Genomic DNA, 15,279 nt, shown 5'->3' with positions numbered 1-15,279 from the left:
AAGCGGCTCCCTTTTAAACCCTTGATTCTTATTCCAATACTGCCAGATCGCCGATCTGGATGTTAAACGGCGAATATTTGTTCTGGCTGCTGATGATGGCGCCATCCTCGAATACCTGCACCACTTCGAACAGGCCGTCGGCCGGGTTGCGCAGCATGCGTGCCTTGCCGTAGGGATCGATGAAATCGGCATCGTGCTGGATGCGGAACTGATCCCCGAGCCGGACGCCATTGCGGCGGCCCAGATTGATGTAGGGGCCGCGCTCGTTCTGGCTGACCACCCGGGCGGTGACCGGGGCGCAGCTGAGCTGGGCCACCAGATCCTGCACCGCCTCCTGCAACTGGTAGTTGACCTCCTGGCCGTAGCTCGACTGCCAGAACTGGCCGCTGCTGCTGCCCACCTGATCCCGCTTGGCGAAGGTCCAGTTGGCCCGGCCCTGGTACTCCTTGCGGCCGAGCAGGCTGCCGTTGATGCCGTCGAACAGATAGAGCTGCATGCGAAAGTTGCGGATGGGATCTTCATACCAGCTGGTCAGCTGGTTGCCCTGCGGCTCGAGGGAGAGATCATCGATGCTGCCGAGCACCAGGTACTGGCTGTCGGTGCGCAGGCTGAGCGCCTTGATCTCTTCGAGGGCGCTGCGATCCCCCTGCTGCAGGTGGAGCGGGTCGATGCGCAGGTTTTCGTCCAGCCACTGGCGCACGGCCACCCCTTGCGGCGCGCTGGCCAGCGCCTCGAACATGCGGCGTGACAGGTTGGCGGGCATGTCGTCGAGGGCGCCGTAGCTCGCCTGCTCGGGGTAGCGCAGCCGCAGCCGCACCAGCGTCAAATCCTTGGCGTAGTGCTGGGTCTGGCAGATCTGGCGCTCGGCCTGAATGTCGGCCATCACTGTGATGTACATGCGGCCGTTGCGCACCTCTTCCCGCTTGAGCCGGTACTGGCGAATGTCGCCGCCGGAGCGGATCTGGATCTGCTCGGAGCGCAGGCTGCCGTTTTCCAGGCGCTGGATGCTGGAGACAGCGGCGCCGCTCGCCAGCAGGGCCTGCCGCAGGGCATCGCGGGTCGCCTGCTCGCGGGCGTAGACCTCGTCCCCACCCAGGATGGCGGCACTGCCCTGCGCCTCGATGATCTCGGCCCGGGCCGACAGACTGGCCAGCAGCAGGGTTAACAGCAGCGATAATTTCATGACAAACACCTTGAATATGCGGGTCGGCGCGATTCACCCCTGTCGAAGTGAGGTCGCCGGCCGATACAGATCACAGAGCCGTGCCGGTTGCACAGCACACCGCGAATATTTAGCAAGATCCATGCCTCATTCCCGGCTCAAGCTTTGGCCGGTCGAACCGATAACAAATCAGGTGCAGATACAGGAAAGGTATCCATGAACAAACTCATCACGGCGTTGGCGCTCGCTCTGGCATTGGCCGGTTGCGGCACCGACCCCATCAACCGGGATCTGGGTGATCCGCGCCAGGCGGCGCAGGGGATGGAACTCAACTGGCTGGTGGCTCGCATGACCGATCAGCTGATGGAGCGCAAGTCGCTCACCACCCTGACCGAGCCCATCGCGGTCGCCTCCTTCGTCGATCTCGACACCCTGCAGGACACCAACTGGATGGGCCAGCAGATCGAGGAGAGTTTTATCTACGAGCTGAACCGGCGTGGTGAGGTGGTGGTGGACTTCAAGCTGACCGGCAGCATCAAGGTCACCCCGCAGGGGGATTTCGTGCTGAGCCGCAACTACAAGGATCTCTCTCCCCGGTTGCCCATCTCCCGCATCCTGGTCGGCACCTTCAGCCGCAACAGCAAGGGGATCCTGGTCAACGCCCGCATCATCGACCTGCGTACCAAGATGGTGGAGACCACGGCCCAGAGCATGATCCCGCAGAAATACCTGTTCGGTGCCAACAATTCGTTTGGCCGGGCCTCGATCAACCGTGGTTACCTGATGCGTGACAGCCAGGCGCGTCCCGGCGGCCATCTGGTCAACCTGACGCCCTGAAAGGAGTAGACGCAATGAGAATCCTGTTCGGATGCCTGCTGGCCCTGCTGCTGACGGCGTGCAGCGGCGGCAATCGGGTGGTCAACTACGGCGGCAACAACAAGCCGGATGATTTCCCGGTACTCAAGGCGGTCGGCTACGCGGTGATCGACATCCAGCCCGGCCCCTCCCAGTCCGAGAAGATGCTGCAGGCCATTCGCGCCTCCAAGATGGATGCCTATCGCGAGCTGGCCGAGCAGCTCAACGGCCAGCAGGTGCGTGGCCAGAGCAGCTACAAGGACCTGACCCAGACCTCCAACTCGCTGGACGTGTCGGTGGCGGGCATGGTACGCGGCGCCAGGGTGGTGGCCTCCTATCCCCGCGGCAACACCTATGCCACCGAGATGGAGCTCGATACTCGCGCCCTCTACAACATCAACCAGCTGATGGCAGGCCAGTTCTGACGGCGTGCCCGCGGCGAATGGACCACAAAAAGGCGACCCCAGAGGGTCGCCTTTTTCATGGGCGGTGTCGGCCGGTTGATACCCGGGTCGGCCCAACCTTGGCGGATCAGCCGCCCATCAGCACCGGCGGCACTGTGGTCGGCTTGACATCTTCGCTCGGGTAGCAGCCCAGCACCTTGATGTAGCGGGTGATCTTGGTCAGCTCCATCAGCGCGGCCTGCATGGACGGGGTGTTGAGGTTGGCGGAGACATCCAGGTAGAACATCTCCTCCCACGGGTTGCCCTGCACCGGCCGGGATTCCAGCTTGGTCATGTTGATCTCGTTGTTGCGCAGCACCAGCAGCGCTTCCACCAGGGAGCCCGGCTTCTGGGAGGTGGACATGATGAGGGTGGTCTTGGCCGGGATCTGCGGCGCCACGTCGATGGGCTTGCGCGCCACCACGATGAAGCGACTGTAGTTCTCCTTCTGGTTGGCCAGCTGCTCGGCCAGCACGTCCAGCCCATACAGCTCGCCGCCGGCTGCGCTGCCGATGGCCGCCGCTTCGGGGTTCGCCAGCTCTTTGACCTTCATCATGGCGCTGGAGGAGGAGTCGCAGATCTCGTGGCGCGCCCCTTCCAGCTTGCTGAGGTAATGGGAGCACTGCTGGAACACCTGCGGGTGGGCGTAGAAGGTCTTGATGCGGGACAGCTCTGTGGGCACGGCGGTGAGGATGCAGTGCTCGATGGGGTAGGTGAGCTCACCGACGATGGAGAGGCTGGTGTGCTGCATCACGTCGTACACCTCGTTGATGGAGCCCGAGCTGGTGTTCTCGATGGGCAGCACGCCAAAGGCGGCGCGGCCCGACTCCACCGCATCCAGCACCTCGCGGAAATTCTGGCAGTTCACCTCGATCACCTGATCCTTGTAGCGGGCAAGGTACTTGCGGGCGGCGAGGCTGGAATAGGAACCGCGCGGCCCCAGATAGGCGACGCTGGTCATCGGCTCCTGCTGCTCCGGGTTGAGCAGGCTCTGCAGATAGGCCTGTTGGGAGAGCACCGAGTCTTCGATGATGGTGTGATAGATGCGGGTGATGTACTGGGCATCCAGCCCCAGTCCGCGCCCTTTCTGGATCAGGGCGACCAGCAGATCCTGCTCGCGCTGAGGATCGCGGATCGGGCGCGGGTTGGCCTGCTTGGCGCGGGCGACCTCGATGCTGAGGGTCTTGCGTTTGGCCAGCAGGGCGAGCAGCTCCTGATCCAACTGGGTGATGTCTTGTCTGATCTCGTCGAGCGTTGCCATGATGGTTCCCTATCCAAGTAATCGATTGTGGTGGCTGCAAAAAAAACCTCCGCTAGGGGAGGCTCGATTCGTCTTTGCTTTCTGTTTACGCGAGTGCTTCACGTGACGACTGGCCTTCCCTCATGAGGGCCGGATAAACGAGAAAGCAAAAAAGAATGGTGCGTGCATGAGTGTGTCCTTGAGGTAACGCCATAAGCATTAAGGGATTTGACCGTACGATGCAAGTAAAACTTGCCCGTGGGTGGCGAACGGGGCAGGGTAGGGGCGTGAGCCTGCGGAGGCAGGCGTGTGTCGAATGGGCCCGCTTGCCGTCGTGATGAAGCAGAGAGCTGGAGGTGAGAATGGCGATTATTTTCGATCTGGGACGAGTGGTGGTGAGCTGGGATCCGGTCGGCATCGTGCGCTCGGTACGGGGGCCGCACGGGGCGGAGCAGCTGGCGGAGCAACTGTTCAACCATGGCGACTGGCTGGAAGTGGACCGGGGGACCCTGTCGCTGCACACCATGGCCCGTCAGGCGCAGACGCGAACCGGCCTGTCGACGGCGGAGAATCTGGCCATTTTGCAGGCGGTGCCGCCATCCCTTGTGCCGGATCCCGCTATGCTGAGCCTGATAGAGGCACTGCACGGGGAGGGGCACACCCTCTACGCACTCTCCAACATGGGCCATGCCAGCATCGACTGGCTGGAGCAACATCAGGATTTCTGGCGCTTCTTCAGCGGCAAGGTGGTGTCGGCAAGGGTACGGATGATGAAGCCGGAGCCGGATATCTACCGCTATCTGCTGGTGTCGTTCGATCTGCGGGCCGAGCAGTGCCTGTTCATCGATGACAGCCCGGCCAACGTGGCCGCTGCACAGACGCAGGGGATCGGCGGCCTGGTGTTTACCGATGCATACAGTTGTCGCCAGCAGCTGGTGGCACAGGGTTACCTGCCGGCCTGAGCGGGCGGGAACGCGGGGTAAGTTATGGAACACGGCAGGTTTCGCAATTGGCTCAGTCACTATCCGGATGCGGGGCTGCTGATCGCCTGTCTGGATGGCAGCGGTTATCAGCTCTGCGTCGAGGTGGATGGGGAGATGCAGTGCCTCACCGACAGCGAGGGGGGCAGGCTGACGTTCGCCTCCCTCGAGCAGGCCGAGGGTTTTCTGCGCATGCACCAGGTTCATCAGGCGAAACTGCGGATTTATGACACTCAACTGGATGAATATGATGATAATTGGTATGAAATAATCATTAAATTCTAGTTTATCCGTATTCTTTAAGGGTTTATTCAGGATTATTACTGCACAATGGCGCCCAATTCATCATCCGGTGCCGTTGTTATGGATGCCAATATCGTTGTGCTGAATCGAGGATACGATCAGACCTTTCAGACCAGGGAGCAGTCGCTTATCGAGACCCTGGCTGGCTACGGCGAACTGGCGGTCTCCTTCTCCGGTCGACTGGAGTCCTGCTACAGCATGGATCTGTGCCGCGCCAGCGGCATCCGGATCCGCGCCATCACTCTGGACAGCCCGACCCGCAGCCGCAAGGAAGTGGCGCGTGCCAAACGTTACTGCCAGCGTTACGGCATCGAGCAGCGGGTCATCAAGACCGATGAGATGATCTTCTGCGATCACCTGCGCCACCTCAACGAGGTGATCGATCCGGTGCGTTACATCTGTCACCTCACCGCGCTGGAAACCGACTGGAGCCACCTGCCCCTGCTGCTGCCCGCGCCGGTCGAGGAGCTGCGGGAGTATCTGCGCCGATTCGGCAGCCTGCCGGACAACACCCTCTGGCTGTTCGCCAAACAGGGCATGACCCACAGGGACTTTCGCTACGGCTTCAACAAACGTCAGCTGGGACGCTGGGGCAAGAGCGCCCACGGCTGCCTGAGCCACCGCTTCTCCGATCCCGAGCTGGTGGATCGCCGTCATCTGCGGATGGTGGACATGGCGGAGCAGATGCTGGCCGACATGGGGCTGGAGGAGGCGCAGGTGTTTTTCCATACCCTGGGCGATCGGGCCACCACCCTGGCCCGGGTACGGCTGCCGGCCCGGTTGCGAGCCCGGGCGTTCGATCTGCAGCCGGATATCCTCACCGCCCTCAAGAGCACGGCGTTCGATCTGGTGACCCTGGACATGATGCCGGCGGAGGAGCGGCAGGAGCTGGTGGTCTAGGCAGCCGAGGGCAGGAACGTGAGAGCGGTCATAGGCAAGGTGCGGCGGACTCTTTATACTGACGCCCTTTTCCATCGACGCGAGTCACCACCCTATGAAACCCTTGTCCCGTCTGCTGGTTGCCCTCTGCTTGTCGCCCCTGCTGGCACAGGCCGCCCCGCTCACCCAGGTGACCCTGCCGGATGGTCGCCAAGTGCAGCTCAACGATGACTTCACCTGGGAATACCTGCTGCTCAAGCCCGCCGCCGACGGCAGCGCGGTGCAGGGCACGGTGGCCGTGCCGGTGCTGACCGAGCAGGCGATGAACAACCCGGATCTGCTGGCCCAGGCCGTCAAGGACGGGATCGGCGTCAAGCTCGCCAAGCTGGAAGGCTCGGATCCCCTGCAACTGCAATTCATGGTGAGCAACACCGGCACCCGCAACGTGGTGCGGGTGCGCGGCAGCGTCACCCTGTTCAGCGAGCAGGGGGCCCAGCTGGTCAAGCAGGAGGCCCGCTTCTGGGTCGGCGAGAACCGTCTGCCGGAGTCCTATCTGCGCAAGGGCCAGCAGCGCCCCTCCATGGTGCTGGAGGTGCCGCGCCCGGCCGGGCTGACCGGCAAACCCCTGGTGCGGGTCGAGATTGAGGAAGTGGAGTTCCGCTGATCCCTCATGCAACAGGCTCCTTCGTGGAGCCTGTCTTGATTGTTAACCCGGTAACCGTCAGCAACAGTTGCTTACATCTGACATGGTTTGGCAACAGCTTGCCGCTCGGCATTTCTCCCCGTCCTCTGCACAATGACCCCATTCCAGCTAGGTCTCAACTAGCTCAACGATGGAGTCATCAAAATGAAAAAAGTTGCACTTTCTGTTCTGGTTCTGGCCGGTTTCGCTTCTACTTCCGCTCTGGCTGAGGATGCCTTCAGCTACGCCAAAGGCGGTCTGACTTGGGCGCACACCAAGTCAGACTACATTGGCGGCAAAGATAGCAACAACCGCGACTTCGGCGGTCTGAACCTGGATCTCTCCAAGAGCTTCGGCTCCAACTTCTACGGTCGTCTGGGCAGCGAGTACACCTCCCGCAACAGCGGCAACGACAGCATGGGCATCTCCAGCTTGGGTCTGGGTGTCTACACCCCACTCAGCACAGGTCTGAACCTGTATGGGGAAGCGGGCCTGATGGGCTACACCATGGAACGTCAGGTGGCTGCCAACGTCAAAGACAGCGGCTGGGACGTCATCACCCGCAAGAACAGCGGCAGCATGTACGGTGAGGCCGGTCTGCGCTACGACATCGGCGCCGTCGAGCTCTCCACCGCTTACCGCTACGCCAACATGACCGACGACATGCACGATTTCAAAGTGGGCGCCGCCTACAAGGTGAGCCAGAACCTGGCCCTCACCGCCGACTACACCTATCGCAAGTGGGATCTGCAACAGGGTTCCATCACCAGCCTGGGTGTGAAGTACAGCTTCTAATCATCCTTCCTGTAGTGTCTTCATTTTTACCCATGACTTCGGTCATGGGTTTTTTCATTTCCGGTTGATCCACCCTTCACCCTTGCGCCGTATCAGTCCTCAATAGTTATACAACTTCCGTTTTTTTGTATAACTGCTATAACTGATTCAGACTTATACAAGGAGTGATGACATGTACAAGATCAAGGTTGGTATCAGTGCCTGCCTGCTGGGGCAGGAGGTACGGTTCGACGGGGGCCACAAGCGTTCCAGCTTCTGCGAGCGAGATCTCGGTGCCCACTTTGACTATCACCCTGTCTGTCCCGAGATGGCCATTGGCCTCGGGGCGCCCCGCGCCGCCATCCGGCTGGTGAAGCGTAACGGCGAGATCCGTGCCGAGGCGAGCAACGGCAGCTTCGACGTCACCGATCAGCTCATCGCCTTCAGCGAGCAGAAGGCGCGCCAGCTCGACTTCATCTCCGGCTACATCCTCTGCGCCAAATCCCCCAGCTGTGGCATGGAGCGGGTGCGGATCTATGGCGCCAACAACGAGGGGAGTGCCAAGGAGGGGGTCGGCCTGTTTGCCAAGGCGCTGATGGAGGCCAATCCCCTGCTGCCGGTCGAAGAGGATGGCCGACTGTGCGATCCCATCCTGCGGGAAAACTTCGTGCTGCGGGTCTTCGCCTACCACGACTGGCAGCAGCTCTGTGCGCGCGGCATCACCGCCTCTGCGCTGATCCGCTTCCACTCCCGCTACAAGTACCTGGTGCTCTCCCACGCCACCACCCACTACCGTGCGCTCGGCAAGCTGCTCGGCAACCTGGCCAGGGCCGACCTGCAGCAGGTGGCCGACAGCTACATCAAGGGGCTGATGGCGGCGCTGACCCTGCGGGCCAACCGGCGCAGTCACACCAATGTGCTGATGCACCTGCAGGGCTACTTCAAGCGGGTGCTGACCCCGGCCCAGAAGCAGGAGCTGTGCGACACCATCGACAAGTACCGTACCGGCGTCTTTCCGCTGCTGGTGCCGCTCACCCTGATCCGCCACTACCTGCGCGAGTACCCCAATCCCTATCTCGCCGAGCAGGTGTACCTCAATCCGCACCCCGACACGCTGAAACTGCGCTACGGGCTCTGAATATCCTGTGCAGGTCCCGGCGGATGGCCGGGGCCTCTCCCTCAACCTTTGCTGGATGCCGTTATGTCTGATTTACCGCACGCCGCTTCTCTTTCGCCGGAGGAGGGGATCTACCCTATTCGCGAGGTCTCTCGCCTCACCGGTGTCAACGCCGTCACCCTGCGCGCCTGGCAGCGCCGCTACGGGCTGGTGCAGCCGGCCCGCACCGAGAAGGGCCACCGCCTCTACAGCGAGCAGGACATCCGCCAGATCGGCGAGATCCTGAGCTGGCTGGAGCGGGGAGTGAGCATCGGGCAGGTGAAGGGGCTCCTGAGTGAACCCCATGCCCAGCCGGTGAGCGATCACTGGCAGCAGACCCTGGAGCAGTTCAGTCAGGCGCTGCTCGCTTTCAACCAGCGCAAGGCGGAGGCAGAGCTCAACGACCTGCTGGCGAGCTACCCGTTCGAGCTGGTACGCAGCCGGGTACTGCAACCCTTGGTGGAGCGGCTGCTCGGGCTGTGGCGCGAGCGGCCGGATGGCGAACTGCTGCAACAGGTGTGGCTGGGCTGGCTGCATACCCGCTTTGCCCGCCACCTCATCGAGCAGGAGAAGGGCGTGCCGGTCACCCTGGCGAGCTGGGGGCAGGTCGGCCCGCTCGACCTGGTCTGGGCCGCCTACGAGCTGATCGGTCAGGGCCATGAGGTGCAACTGCTGGGGGCGGTGGAACCGCGCCATGCCAGCCTGCTGGAGGGGCGTGCCGTTACCCCCTGGCTGGTGCTGCTGGGGGCCGGCCTTGGCAAGCCGGATCTGGCCGCCGGCTGGCCCGCCGGTACCCGCTTCTTTGGCGAGCTGGGGCGCCTCTACGATGGCGAGTGGCTTAAAGCCTATGGCTGGCAGGCGGACCTTGCCGAGGCGATGGCAGACATGCCAGCAGCGGTTGGTGCCAGCGGACGCGGGAGGAAAAAATCATGAAGCTGGTCTGGTTTCGCAATGATCTGCGTCTGGCCGACAACCCGGCCTTGCGTCACGGTTGCGCCAATGATGAACCGGTCGCCGCGCTCTATATCCTCTCCCCCACCCAGTGGCAACAGCACAAGCTGGCCCCCGTCCGTCAGCGTTTTCTACTGGCCCAGGTCGATGCGCTGGGCCGCGATCTGGCGGCGCTCGGCATCCCGCTGCATCTACTGCGAGTGGAGACTTTTGCCGAGGTGCCGGCGGCGCTGGCAGATCTTGGCCGCGAGCTGGGGGTAACCCAGCTCTACGCCAATCAGGCCATCGAGATCGACGAGCTGCGACGGGATCAGGCCGTCACTACCGCGCTGGCAGAACAGGGGATTGGTTGTCACTGGTTCAACGGCTGCTGCGTGCTGCCGCCGGGGCGGGTGCTGACCGGCTCTGGCGAGATGTTCAAGGTTTTCACCCCCTTCAGCCGTGCCTGGCTCAAGGCCCTCGACGAGGATGGTTTCGTCATTCATCGCGCGCCCACTGCTCGTGGCGAGCCGCTACCATGGCAGCCGTTGGCCGAGCGGGACTTCGTCGATGTCGCCCTCGGCGAGCTGACGGCTGACCCCCGTTGGCCGGTGGGGGAGGCGGAAGCCAGCCGCCGTCTGAATGACTTTCTGGAGCAGGCGGTGCTGGATTATGGCGAGACCCGCGATTTTCCTGCCATCGCGGGCACCTCTGTGCTCTCCCCCTATCTGGCGGCCGGCATCATCAGCCCGCGCCAGTGCGTGGCGGCGCTCCAGCAGCGGCTTGGCTACCGGCCCCAGTCCAAGGCTCAGCCCGGCTTTGTCTGGCTCAATGAGCTCATCTGGCGCGAGTTCTATCGCCACCTGCTGGTGCTGATCCCGACCCTTTCCATGAGTCGGCCCTTCAAACCGGAGACATCGGCCCTGCCGTGGAGCTGGGATCCGGATGCCTTCGCCGCCTGGTGTGAGGGGCGTACCGGCTACCCCATCGTCGATGCGGCGATGCGCTGCCTCAACGCCACCGGCTGGATGCACAACCGGCTGCGGATGATAGTGGCGAGCTTTCTCACCAAGGATCTGCACATCCATTGGCGGCTCGGGGAGGATTACTTCATGAGCCGGCTGATCGACGGCGACCTGGCGGCCAACAACGGCGGCTGGCAGTGGGCGGCGGGCACCGGGGCCGATGCGGCGCCCTATTTCCGGGTGTTCAACCCCACCACCCAAGGGCAACGATTTGATCCGCAAGGGGAGTTCATTCGTACCTGGGTCTCTGAGCTGGCTGATCTGCCTGCCGCCTATCTGCACCAGCCCCACAACTGGTTGCGGCTCAAGGGGCGGCACGATTATCCGGCCCCCATGGTGGATCACGCCGTTGCCCGGGTGAGAGCCATCGAGATGTTTCGCGCCCTGGAGAAATAGCATGGATGAGTCGCTGGCCCGCTTTGTGGCCCTCTATCAGCAGCTAAACCGAGATGAGTTGCACCGTTTGCCCGAGGTCTATGCAAACGAGGTGGTCTTTACCGATCCTGCTCACCGCATCGAGGGGCTGGCGGCGCTCACCGACTATTTTTCCGCCCTCTATCAGCGCCTGGCCTACTGCCGTTTCGTCATCACCAGCCAGCTGCAACAGGAGCGTCAAGCCTGGCTCGGCTGGACCATGACCTTCTCTCACCCCAGATTGCGTGGTGGTGCGCCGGTGACGGTGGAGGGGGCCACCCGCCTCGAGTTCGACGAGGCGGGCAAGGTGTGCCTGCACCGGGATTATTTTGACCTTGGCGCCATGCTCTACGAGCAGTTGCCGCTGCTTGGGGCCGTGGTGCGCACCATCAAGGGGAGGCTGGGCGCATGAGCGGCCGGGTGCTGATCACCGGCGCCACCTCCGGTATCGGCTATCAGCTGGCGCTCGATTATCGGCGCGCCGGCTGGCAGGTGTGGGGTTGCGGGCGCGATGGCGAGCGGCTGCTGGCTCTGGGGCGCCACGGTATCACGCCGCTGCAGTTTGACGGGCGCGATGCAAACGCCGTGAGCGAGGCGGCAGCCGGCTTGCCGCGGGTTGACCTGGTGATCCTCAATGCCGGCAACTGCGAGTACATGGCGGTGAACGAGGGGTTTGACGGCGCCCTGTTTGCCCGGGTCATCGAGACCAACCTCGTTGCCACCGGCCACGCCTTGGCCGCTTTCTTGCCGCTGCTGGGGGCGGGCGGGCGCCTTGCCATCGTCAGCTCGTCGGTGAGCTGGCTGCCGCTGCCCAGGGCCGAAGCCTATGGCGCCTCCAAGGCGGCCCTCGACTATCTGGCGGATACCTTGCGCCTGGATTTGGCCGGCAAAGGGATTGGGGTGACCCTGATCCGCCCCGGCTTTGTCCAGACCCCGCTCACCGCCAAAAATGATTTTCCCATGCCCTGTCTGGTGACGGTGGAAGAGGCTTCCCGCGCCATCATGGACGGGCTCGCCGCCGGTCGCCACCAGATCCACTTTCCCCGCCGCTTCATCTGGCTGCTGCGCCTGCTCGGTGCGCTGCCGACGGGGCTCTGGCTGCGCCTTGGCCGCACACTCGTATCGAAAGGACGCCCTTCATGAAGAAAAAGATCGCCATCGTCGGCTCCGGCATTTCAGGCCTGACCGCCGGTTTCCTGCTCCACAAGCTGCACGACATCACCCTGTTCGAGGCGGCGCCGACCCTGGGTGGGCACACCGCCACAGTCGATGTGGAGCAGGCGGGGCGCCGCTATGCCATCGATACCGGCTTCATCGTCTTCAACGATCGCACCTACCCCAACTTCCTGAGACTGCTTGAACGGATCGGGGTGGCGCGCCAGCCGGCCGAGATGAGCTTCTCGGTGAAAAGCCCGCAGGGGCTGGAGTACAACGGCCATAACCTCGACACCCTGTTTGCCCAGCGCAGCAATCTGTTGAGCCCGCGCTTCTACGGCTTCGTCGCCGAGATCCTGCGCTTCAATCGGGAGGCGCGGGCCTGGCTGGCCGATGGGCAACAGCAGGGGGCCGGCCTCGAGCTGACCCTGGGGGATTTTCTGCAGGTAGGTGAGTTCAGCGACTACTTCGCCCGTCACTATATCCTGCCGATGGGGGCGGCGATCTGGTCATCAACCCTGGCCGATATGCGCGCCTTCCCCTTGAGCTTCTTTCTGCGCTTTTTTGCCAACCACGGCTTGCTTGAGGTGGCCAATCGCCCCCAGTGGTATGTGATCCCGGGTGGCTCGCGGGAATACATAGGTCCGCTGACGGCCGGCTGGCAGGCAAACATTCGCCTGGCCTGCCCGGTGCAGGGGATCCGGCGTCAGGCGGACGGGGTACTGATCCAGAGCCGCCATGGCGAGGAGCGGTTTGACGAGGTGATCCTCGCTTGTCACAGCGATCAGGCGCTGGCCCTGCTGACGGACCCGGGCGAGCGGGAGCAGGCCATTCTCGGCGCCATGCCCTATCAGGCCAACGATGTCTGGTTGCACACCGATGCCTCCTGCCTGCCGGTGCGGCGCAAGGCATGGGCCAGCTGGAACTATCAGCTGGGGGAGGATGACGGGGCGCGGCCGCTGGTGAGCTACAACATGAACATCTTGCAGGGGGTGAGCTCGCCAGAGCCCTTCTGTGTCAGCCTCAATCCGCAAGGCAAGGTAGACGAGAGCAAGGTGCTGCGCCGCTTCGTCTATCACCATCCGGTGTTCAATCAGGCCTCCATCGCCGCCCAGCAGCGGCGGGCCGAGATCTGCGGTCAGCAACACACCCACTTCTGCGGCGCCTACTGGTACAACGGCTTTCACGAAGACGGGGTGCGCAGCGCCCTGGACGTAGCCAGACGGTTCGGGGCCGAGCTATGAAGGGTGCAGTTCTGGCAGGCCAGGAGGCGAGTGCCGAGGCCATGACCGGCACCCTCAGCGCCATCTGGCAGGGGTCGGTGCGCCATCGTCGCTTCGCACCGCGCGCCCATGCCTTCTCCTACAACCTCTTCATGCTGGGGCTGGATCTCGACGAGCTGCCACAGCTCGATCGCGGGCGCTGGTTCGGGGTGGAGCGGGCAGGGCTGCTCTCGTTTCGTCGCGACGACTACCTGCGTGGCAGCGATGGGCCGCTCAAGCAGGCGGTGTGGCAGAAGGTGAGCGAACTGGGTGGCGATGCCGAGCCCGAGGGGCGGGTGCTGCTGCTTGGCAACGTGCGCTGTCTGGGGTTCTACTTCAGCCCGGTCAACTTCTACTTCTGCTACCGGCAGGGAGAGGCGCGCTATCTGCTGGCGGAGGTGTCGAATACCCCCTGGAACGAGCGTCACTACTACCTGCTGGATCTGGCGGCGCTGACCCCCCACGACAAGGATTTTCACGTCTCCCCCTTCATGGGGCTGGCGATGCGCTACCACTGGCGCATTCGCCCGCCCGCGCAGGAGACACTGATCCACATCGAGAGTCATCCCGTATCCGGGGAGGCCAAGCTGTTTGACGCCACCCTGGCACTGCGCCGGGCACCGCTGTCGCGCAAGGGGCTGGTGGCCCTGCTGGCCCGCTGGCCCTGGATGACCATGAAGGTGCTGCTCGGGATCTACTGGCAGGCCCTGCGTCTTTTTATCAAACGAACCCCCATTTTCACCCATCCGGAGAGCCGCTAATGGAACTTGTGCAATCAACCCTCTCTGCCTCTTTCATCGACAAGGGGGCCAGGCAACTGCTGCTCAATCTGCTGGGTCGCCTCGAACACGGCCAGCTGCTGCTGCGGGATGGCGCTGAGCGTCACAGTTTTGGCGTGGCGGGCACCGACCTGCACGCCGAGTTGGTGGTGCAGGATCCGGCCTTCTATCGCCGCCTGCTGCTGGGGGGCAGCATCGCCGCCGGGGAAACCTGGGTGGAGGGGCTCTGGACCAGCCCGGATCCGGTGGCGCTGGTACGGCTGCTGGCCCGCAACCTGCCGCTGCTCGACTCCCTTGAGCGGCGTTTGGGCTGGCTCAGCTTCCCGTTCAACAAGGTGCGTCACTGGCTCAATCGCAATACCCTGACCGGGTCGCGCTCCAACATCGCCGCCCACTATGATCTCGGCAACACCCTCTATCAAGGTTTTCTCGACAGCCATATGCAGTACTCGAGTGCCATCTATCCGAGCGCCGAGGCCACTCTCGAAGAGGGACAGCAGGCCAAGCTGCGCACCATCTGCGAGCGGCTGGCACTGGGCCCCGACGATCATCTGCTGGAGATAGGCACCGGCTGGGGCGGCCTCGCCGTCTATGCCGCCCGTCACTACGGCTGCCGGGTGACCACTACCACCATCTCCCGGGCCCAGCACGACTATGCCAAGGAGTGGATCGCGAGGGAGGGGCTGGGGGATCGCATCACCCTGCTGCTGGAGGACTACCGCAAGCTGGAGGGTACTTACGACAAGCTGGTCTCCATCGAGATGATCGAGGCGGTGGGCCACGCCTTCCTGCCGGACTATTTCCGCCAGTTGTCGCGGCTGCTCAAACCCGGTGGCCGCCTGCTGATCCAGGCCATCACCATTGCCGATCAACGCCATGCCCAGTACCTGCGCGGGGTTGATTTCATCCAGCGTTACATCTTCCCCGGCGGCTGCCTGCCAAGCGTCTCCCAGATGGCGGGGCTGCTGGCGCGCGAGACCGACATGCAGCTGGTGCGGCTGCACGATCACGGCCACCACTATGCCCGCACCCTGGCCCACTGGTGCGAGCGCTTCCTGGCGCTGGCCCCCGAGCTGCCAGCCCTCGGTTACAGCCAGGACTTCATTCGGTTGTGGCACTTCTATTTCGCCTACTGCGAGGGGGGATTCTGGGAGCGCACCATCAGCCTGGTGCAGCTGGAAGCGGCCAAACCGGGCCCACTCGGCTGGAGTGGGGATCTGCCCGTCGGCGGTCGCTGATC

General features: G+C 63.3%; 17 protein-coding genes. 15 read left to right on the top strand and 2 right to left on the bottom strand.

All coding sequences use genetic code 11. From position 1 onward, the window contains the following. Positions 1 to 28: 28 nt before the first annotated feature. On the bottom strand, positions 29 to 1,183 hold the full coding sequence (locus CK627_RS20710; protein WP_095593256.1) for a flagellar assembly protein FlgT: 1,155 nt from the start codon (positions 1,181 to 1,183) through the stop codon (positions 29 to 31). 195 nt (positions 1,184 to 1,378) lie between these two features. On the opposite strand from CK627_RS20710, the gene CK627_RS20705 reads away from it, so the two are divergent. After that, a complete protein-coding gene (locus CK627_RS20705; protein ID WP_005303721.1) occupies positions 1,379 to 1,999 on the top strand; it encodes a FlgO family outer membrane protein in 621 nt (206 codons plus the stop codon). A 14-nt stretch (positions 2,000 to 2,013) separates the two neighbouring features. Continuing rightward, on the top strand, positions 2,014 to 2,442 hold the full coding sequence (locus CK627_RS20700; RefSeq protein WP_005303718.1) for an LPP20 family lipoprotein: 429 nt from the start codon (positions 2,014 to 2,016) through the stop codon (positions 2,440 to 2,442). A gap of 106 nt (positions 2,443 to 2,548) precedes the next feature. Here the strand turns inward: CK627_RS20700 and pheA are convergent, their stop codons facing one another. Next, positions 2,549 to 3,721, bottom strand: coding sequence for a prephenate dehydratase (gene pheA / locus CK627_RS20695; protein ID WP_095593255.1), 1,173 nt, complete (start codon positions 3,719 to 3,721; stop codon positions 2,549 to 2,551). Positions 3,722 to 4,062: 341 nt separating this feature from the next. On the opposite strand from pheA, the gene CK627_RS20690 reads away from it, so the two are divergent. The 13 genes from CK627_RS20690 (at position 4,063) to CK627_RS20630 (ending at position 15,277) form a co-directional block, all read left to right on the top strand. Beyond that, positions 4,063 to 4,662: an HAD family hydrolase gene (locus CK627_RS20690; protein ID WP_095593254.1), complete on the top strand. Its 600-nt coding sequence runs from the start codon at positions 4,063 to 4,065 to the stop codon at positions 4,660 to 4,662. A gap of 24 nt (positions 4,663 to 4,686) precedes the next feature. Beyond that, positions 4,687 to 4,965: a DUF6482 family protein gene (locus CK627_RS20685; protein ID WP_005303707.1), complete on the top strand. Its 279-nt coding sequence runs from the start codon at positions 4,687 to 4,689 to the stop codon at positions 4,963 to 4,965. Between the two features lie 45 nt (positions 4,966 to 5,010). Beyond that, a complete protein-coding gene (locus tag CK627_RS20680) occupies positions 5,011 to 5,883 on the top strand; it encodes an adenine nucleotide alpha-hydrolase family protein (RefSeq protein WP_017779209.1) in 873 nt (290 codons plus the stop codon). A gap of 94 nt (positions 5,884 to 5,977) precedes the next feature. Further along, complete coding sequence (locus tag CK627_RS20675; protein WP_095593253.1) at positions 5,978 to 6,526, top strand: DUF3157 family protein; 549 nt, start codon at positions 5,978 to 5,980, stop codon at positions 6,524 to 6,526. 183 nt (positions 6,527 to 6,709) lie between these two features. Next, positions 6,710 to 7,339 carry an outer membrane beta-barrel protein gene (locus CK627_RS20670; protein WP_010634840.1) on the top strand — a complete coding sequence of 210 codons (630 nt, stop codon included), beginning with the start codon at positions 6,710 to 6,712 and terminating at the stop codon, positions 7,337 to 7,339. Between the two features lie 172 nt (positions 7,340 to 7,511). After that, positions 7,512 to 8,456, top strand: a complete 945-nt coding sequence (locus CK627_RS20665; RefSeq protein WP_054544253.1) for a YbgA family protein — start codon at positions 7,512 to 7,514, stop codon at positions 8,454 to 8,456. Between the two features lie 63 nt (positions 8,457 to 8,519). Further along, positions 8,520 to 9,407, top strand: a complete 888-nt coding sequence (locus CK627_RS20660; RefSeq protein ID WP_095593252.1) for a MerR family transcriptional regulator — start codon at positions 8,520 to 8,522, stop codon at positions 9,405 to 9,407. Beyond that, positions 9,404 to 10,825 (top strand): deoxyribodipyrimidine photo-lyase, encoded by a 1,422-nt coding sequence (gene phrB, locus CK627_RS20655; RefSeq protein ID WP_095593251.1) that lies wholly within the window; start codon positions 9,404 to 9,406, stop codon positions 10,823 to 10,825. Before CK627_RS20660 ends, phrB begins: the two co-directional genes overlap by 4 nt. Before the next feature lies 1 nt (position 10,826). Then, a complete protein-coding gene (locus CK627_RS20650) occupies positions 10,827 to 11,255 on the top strand; it encodes a nuclear transport factor 2 family protein (protein ID WP_095593250.1) in 429 nt (142 codons plus the stop codon). Continuing rightward, positions 11,252 to 11,986: an SDR family NAD(P)-dependent oxidoreductase gene (locus CK627_RS20645; protein WP_095593249.1), complete on the top strand. Its 735-nt coding sequence runs from the start codon at positions 11,252 to 11,254 to the stop codon at positions 11,984 to 11,986. The genes CK627_RS20650 and CK627_RS20645 overlap by 4 nt, the downstream gene beginning before the upstream one ends. Then, positions 11,983 to 13,242: an NAD(P)/FAD-dependent oxidoreductase gene (locus tag CK627_RS20640; protein WP_095593248.1), complete on the top strand. Its 1,260-nt coding sequence runs from the start codon at positions 11,983 to 11,985 to the stop codon at positions 13,240 to 13,242. The genes CK627_RS20645 and CK627_RS20640 overlap by 4 nt, the downstream gene beginning before the upstream one ends. After that, on the top strand, positions 13,239 to 14,021 hold the full coding sequence (locus CK627_RS20635; RefSeq protein ID WP_095593247.1) for a DUF1365 domain-containing protein: 783 nt from the start codon (positions 13,239 to 13,241) through the stop codon (positions 14,019 to 14,021). The genes CK627_RS20640 and CK627_RS20635 overlap by 4 nt, the downstream gene beginning before the upstream one ends. Then, positions 14,021 to 15,277, top strand: a complete 1,257-nt coding sequence (locus tag CK627_RS20630; RefSeq protein ID WP_095593246.1) for an SAM-dependent methyltransferase — start codon at positions 14,021 to 14,023, stop codon at positions 15,275 to 15,277. The genes CK627_RS20635 and CK627_RS20630 overlap by 1 nt, the downstream gene beginning before the upstream one ends. Positions 15,278 to 15,279: the final 2 nt, after the last annotated feature.

The organism is Aeromonas dhakensis (assembly GCF_002285935.1).
Lineage (GTDB): Bacteria > Pseudomonadota > Gammaproteobacteria > Enterobacterales > Aeromonadaceae > Aeromonas > Aeromonas dhakensis.
The sequence above is the reverse complement of the archived record's forward strand: the minus strand, read 5'-3'. Positions and strand labels throughout refer to the sequence as shown.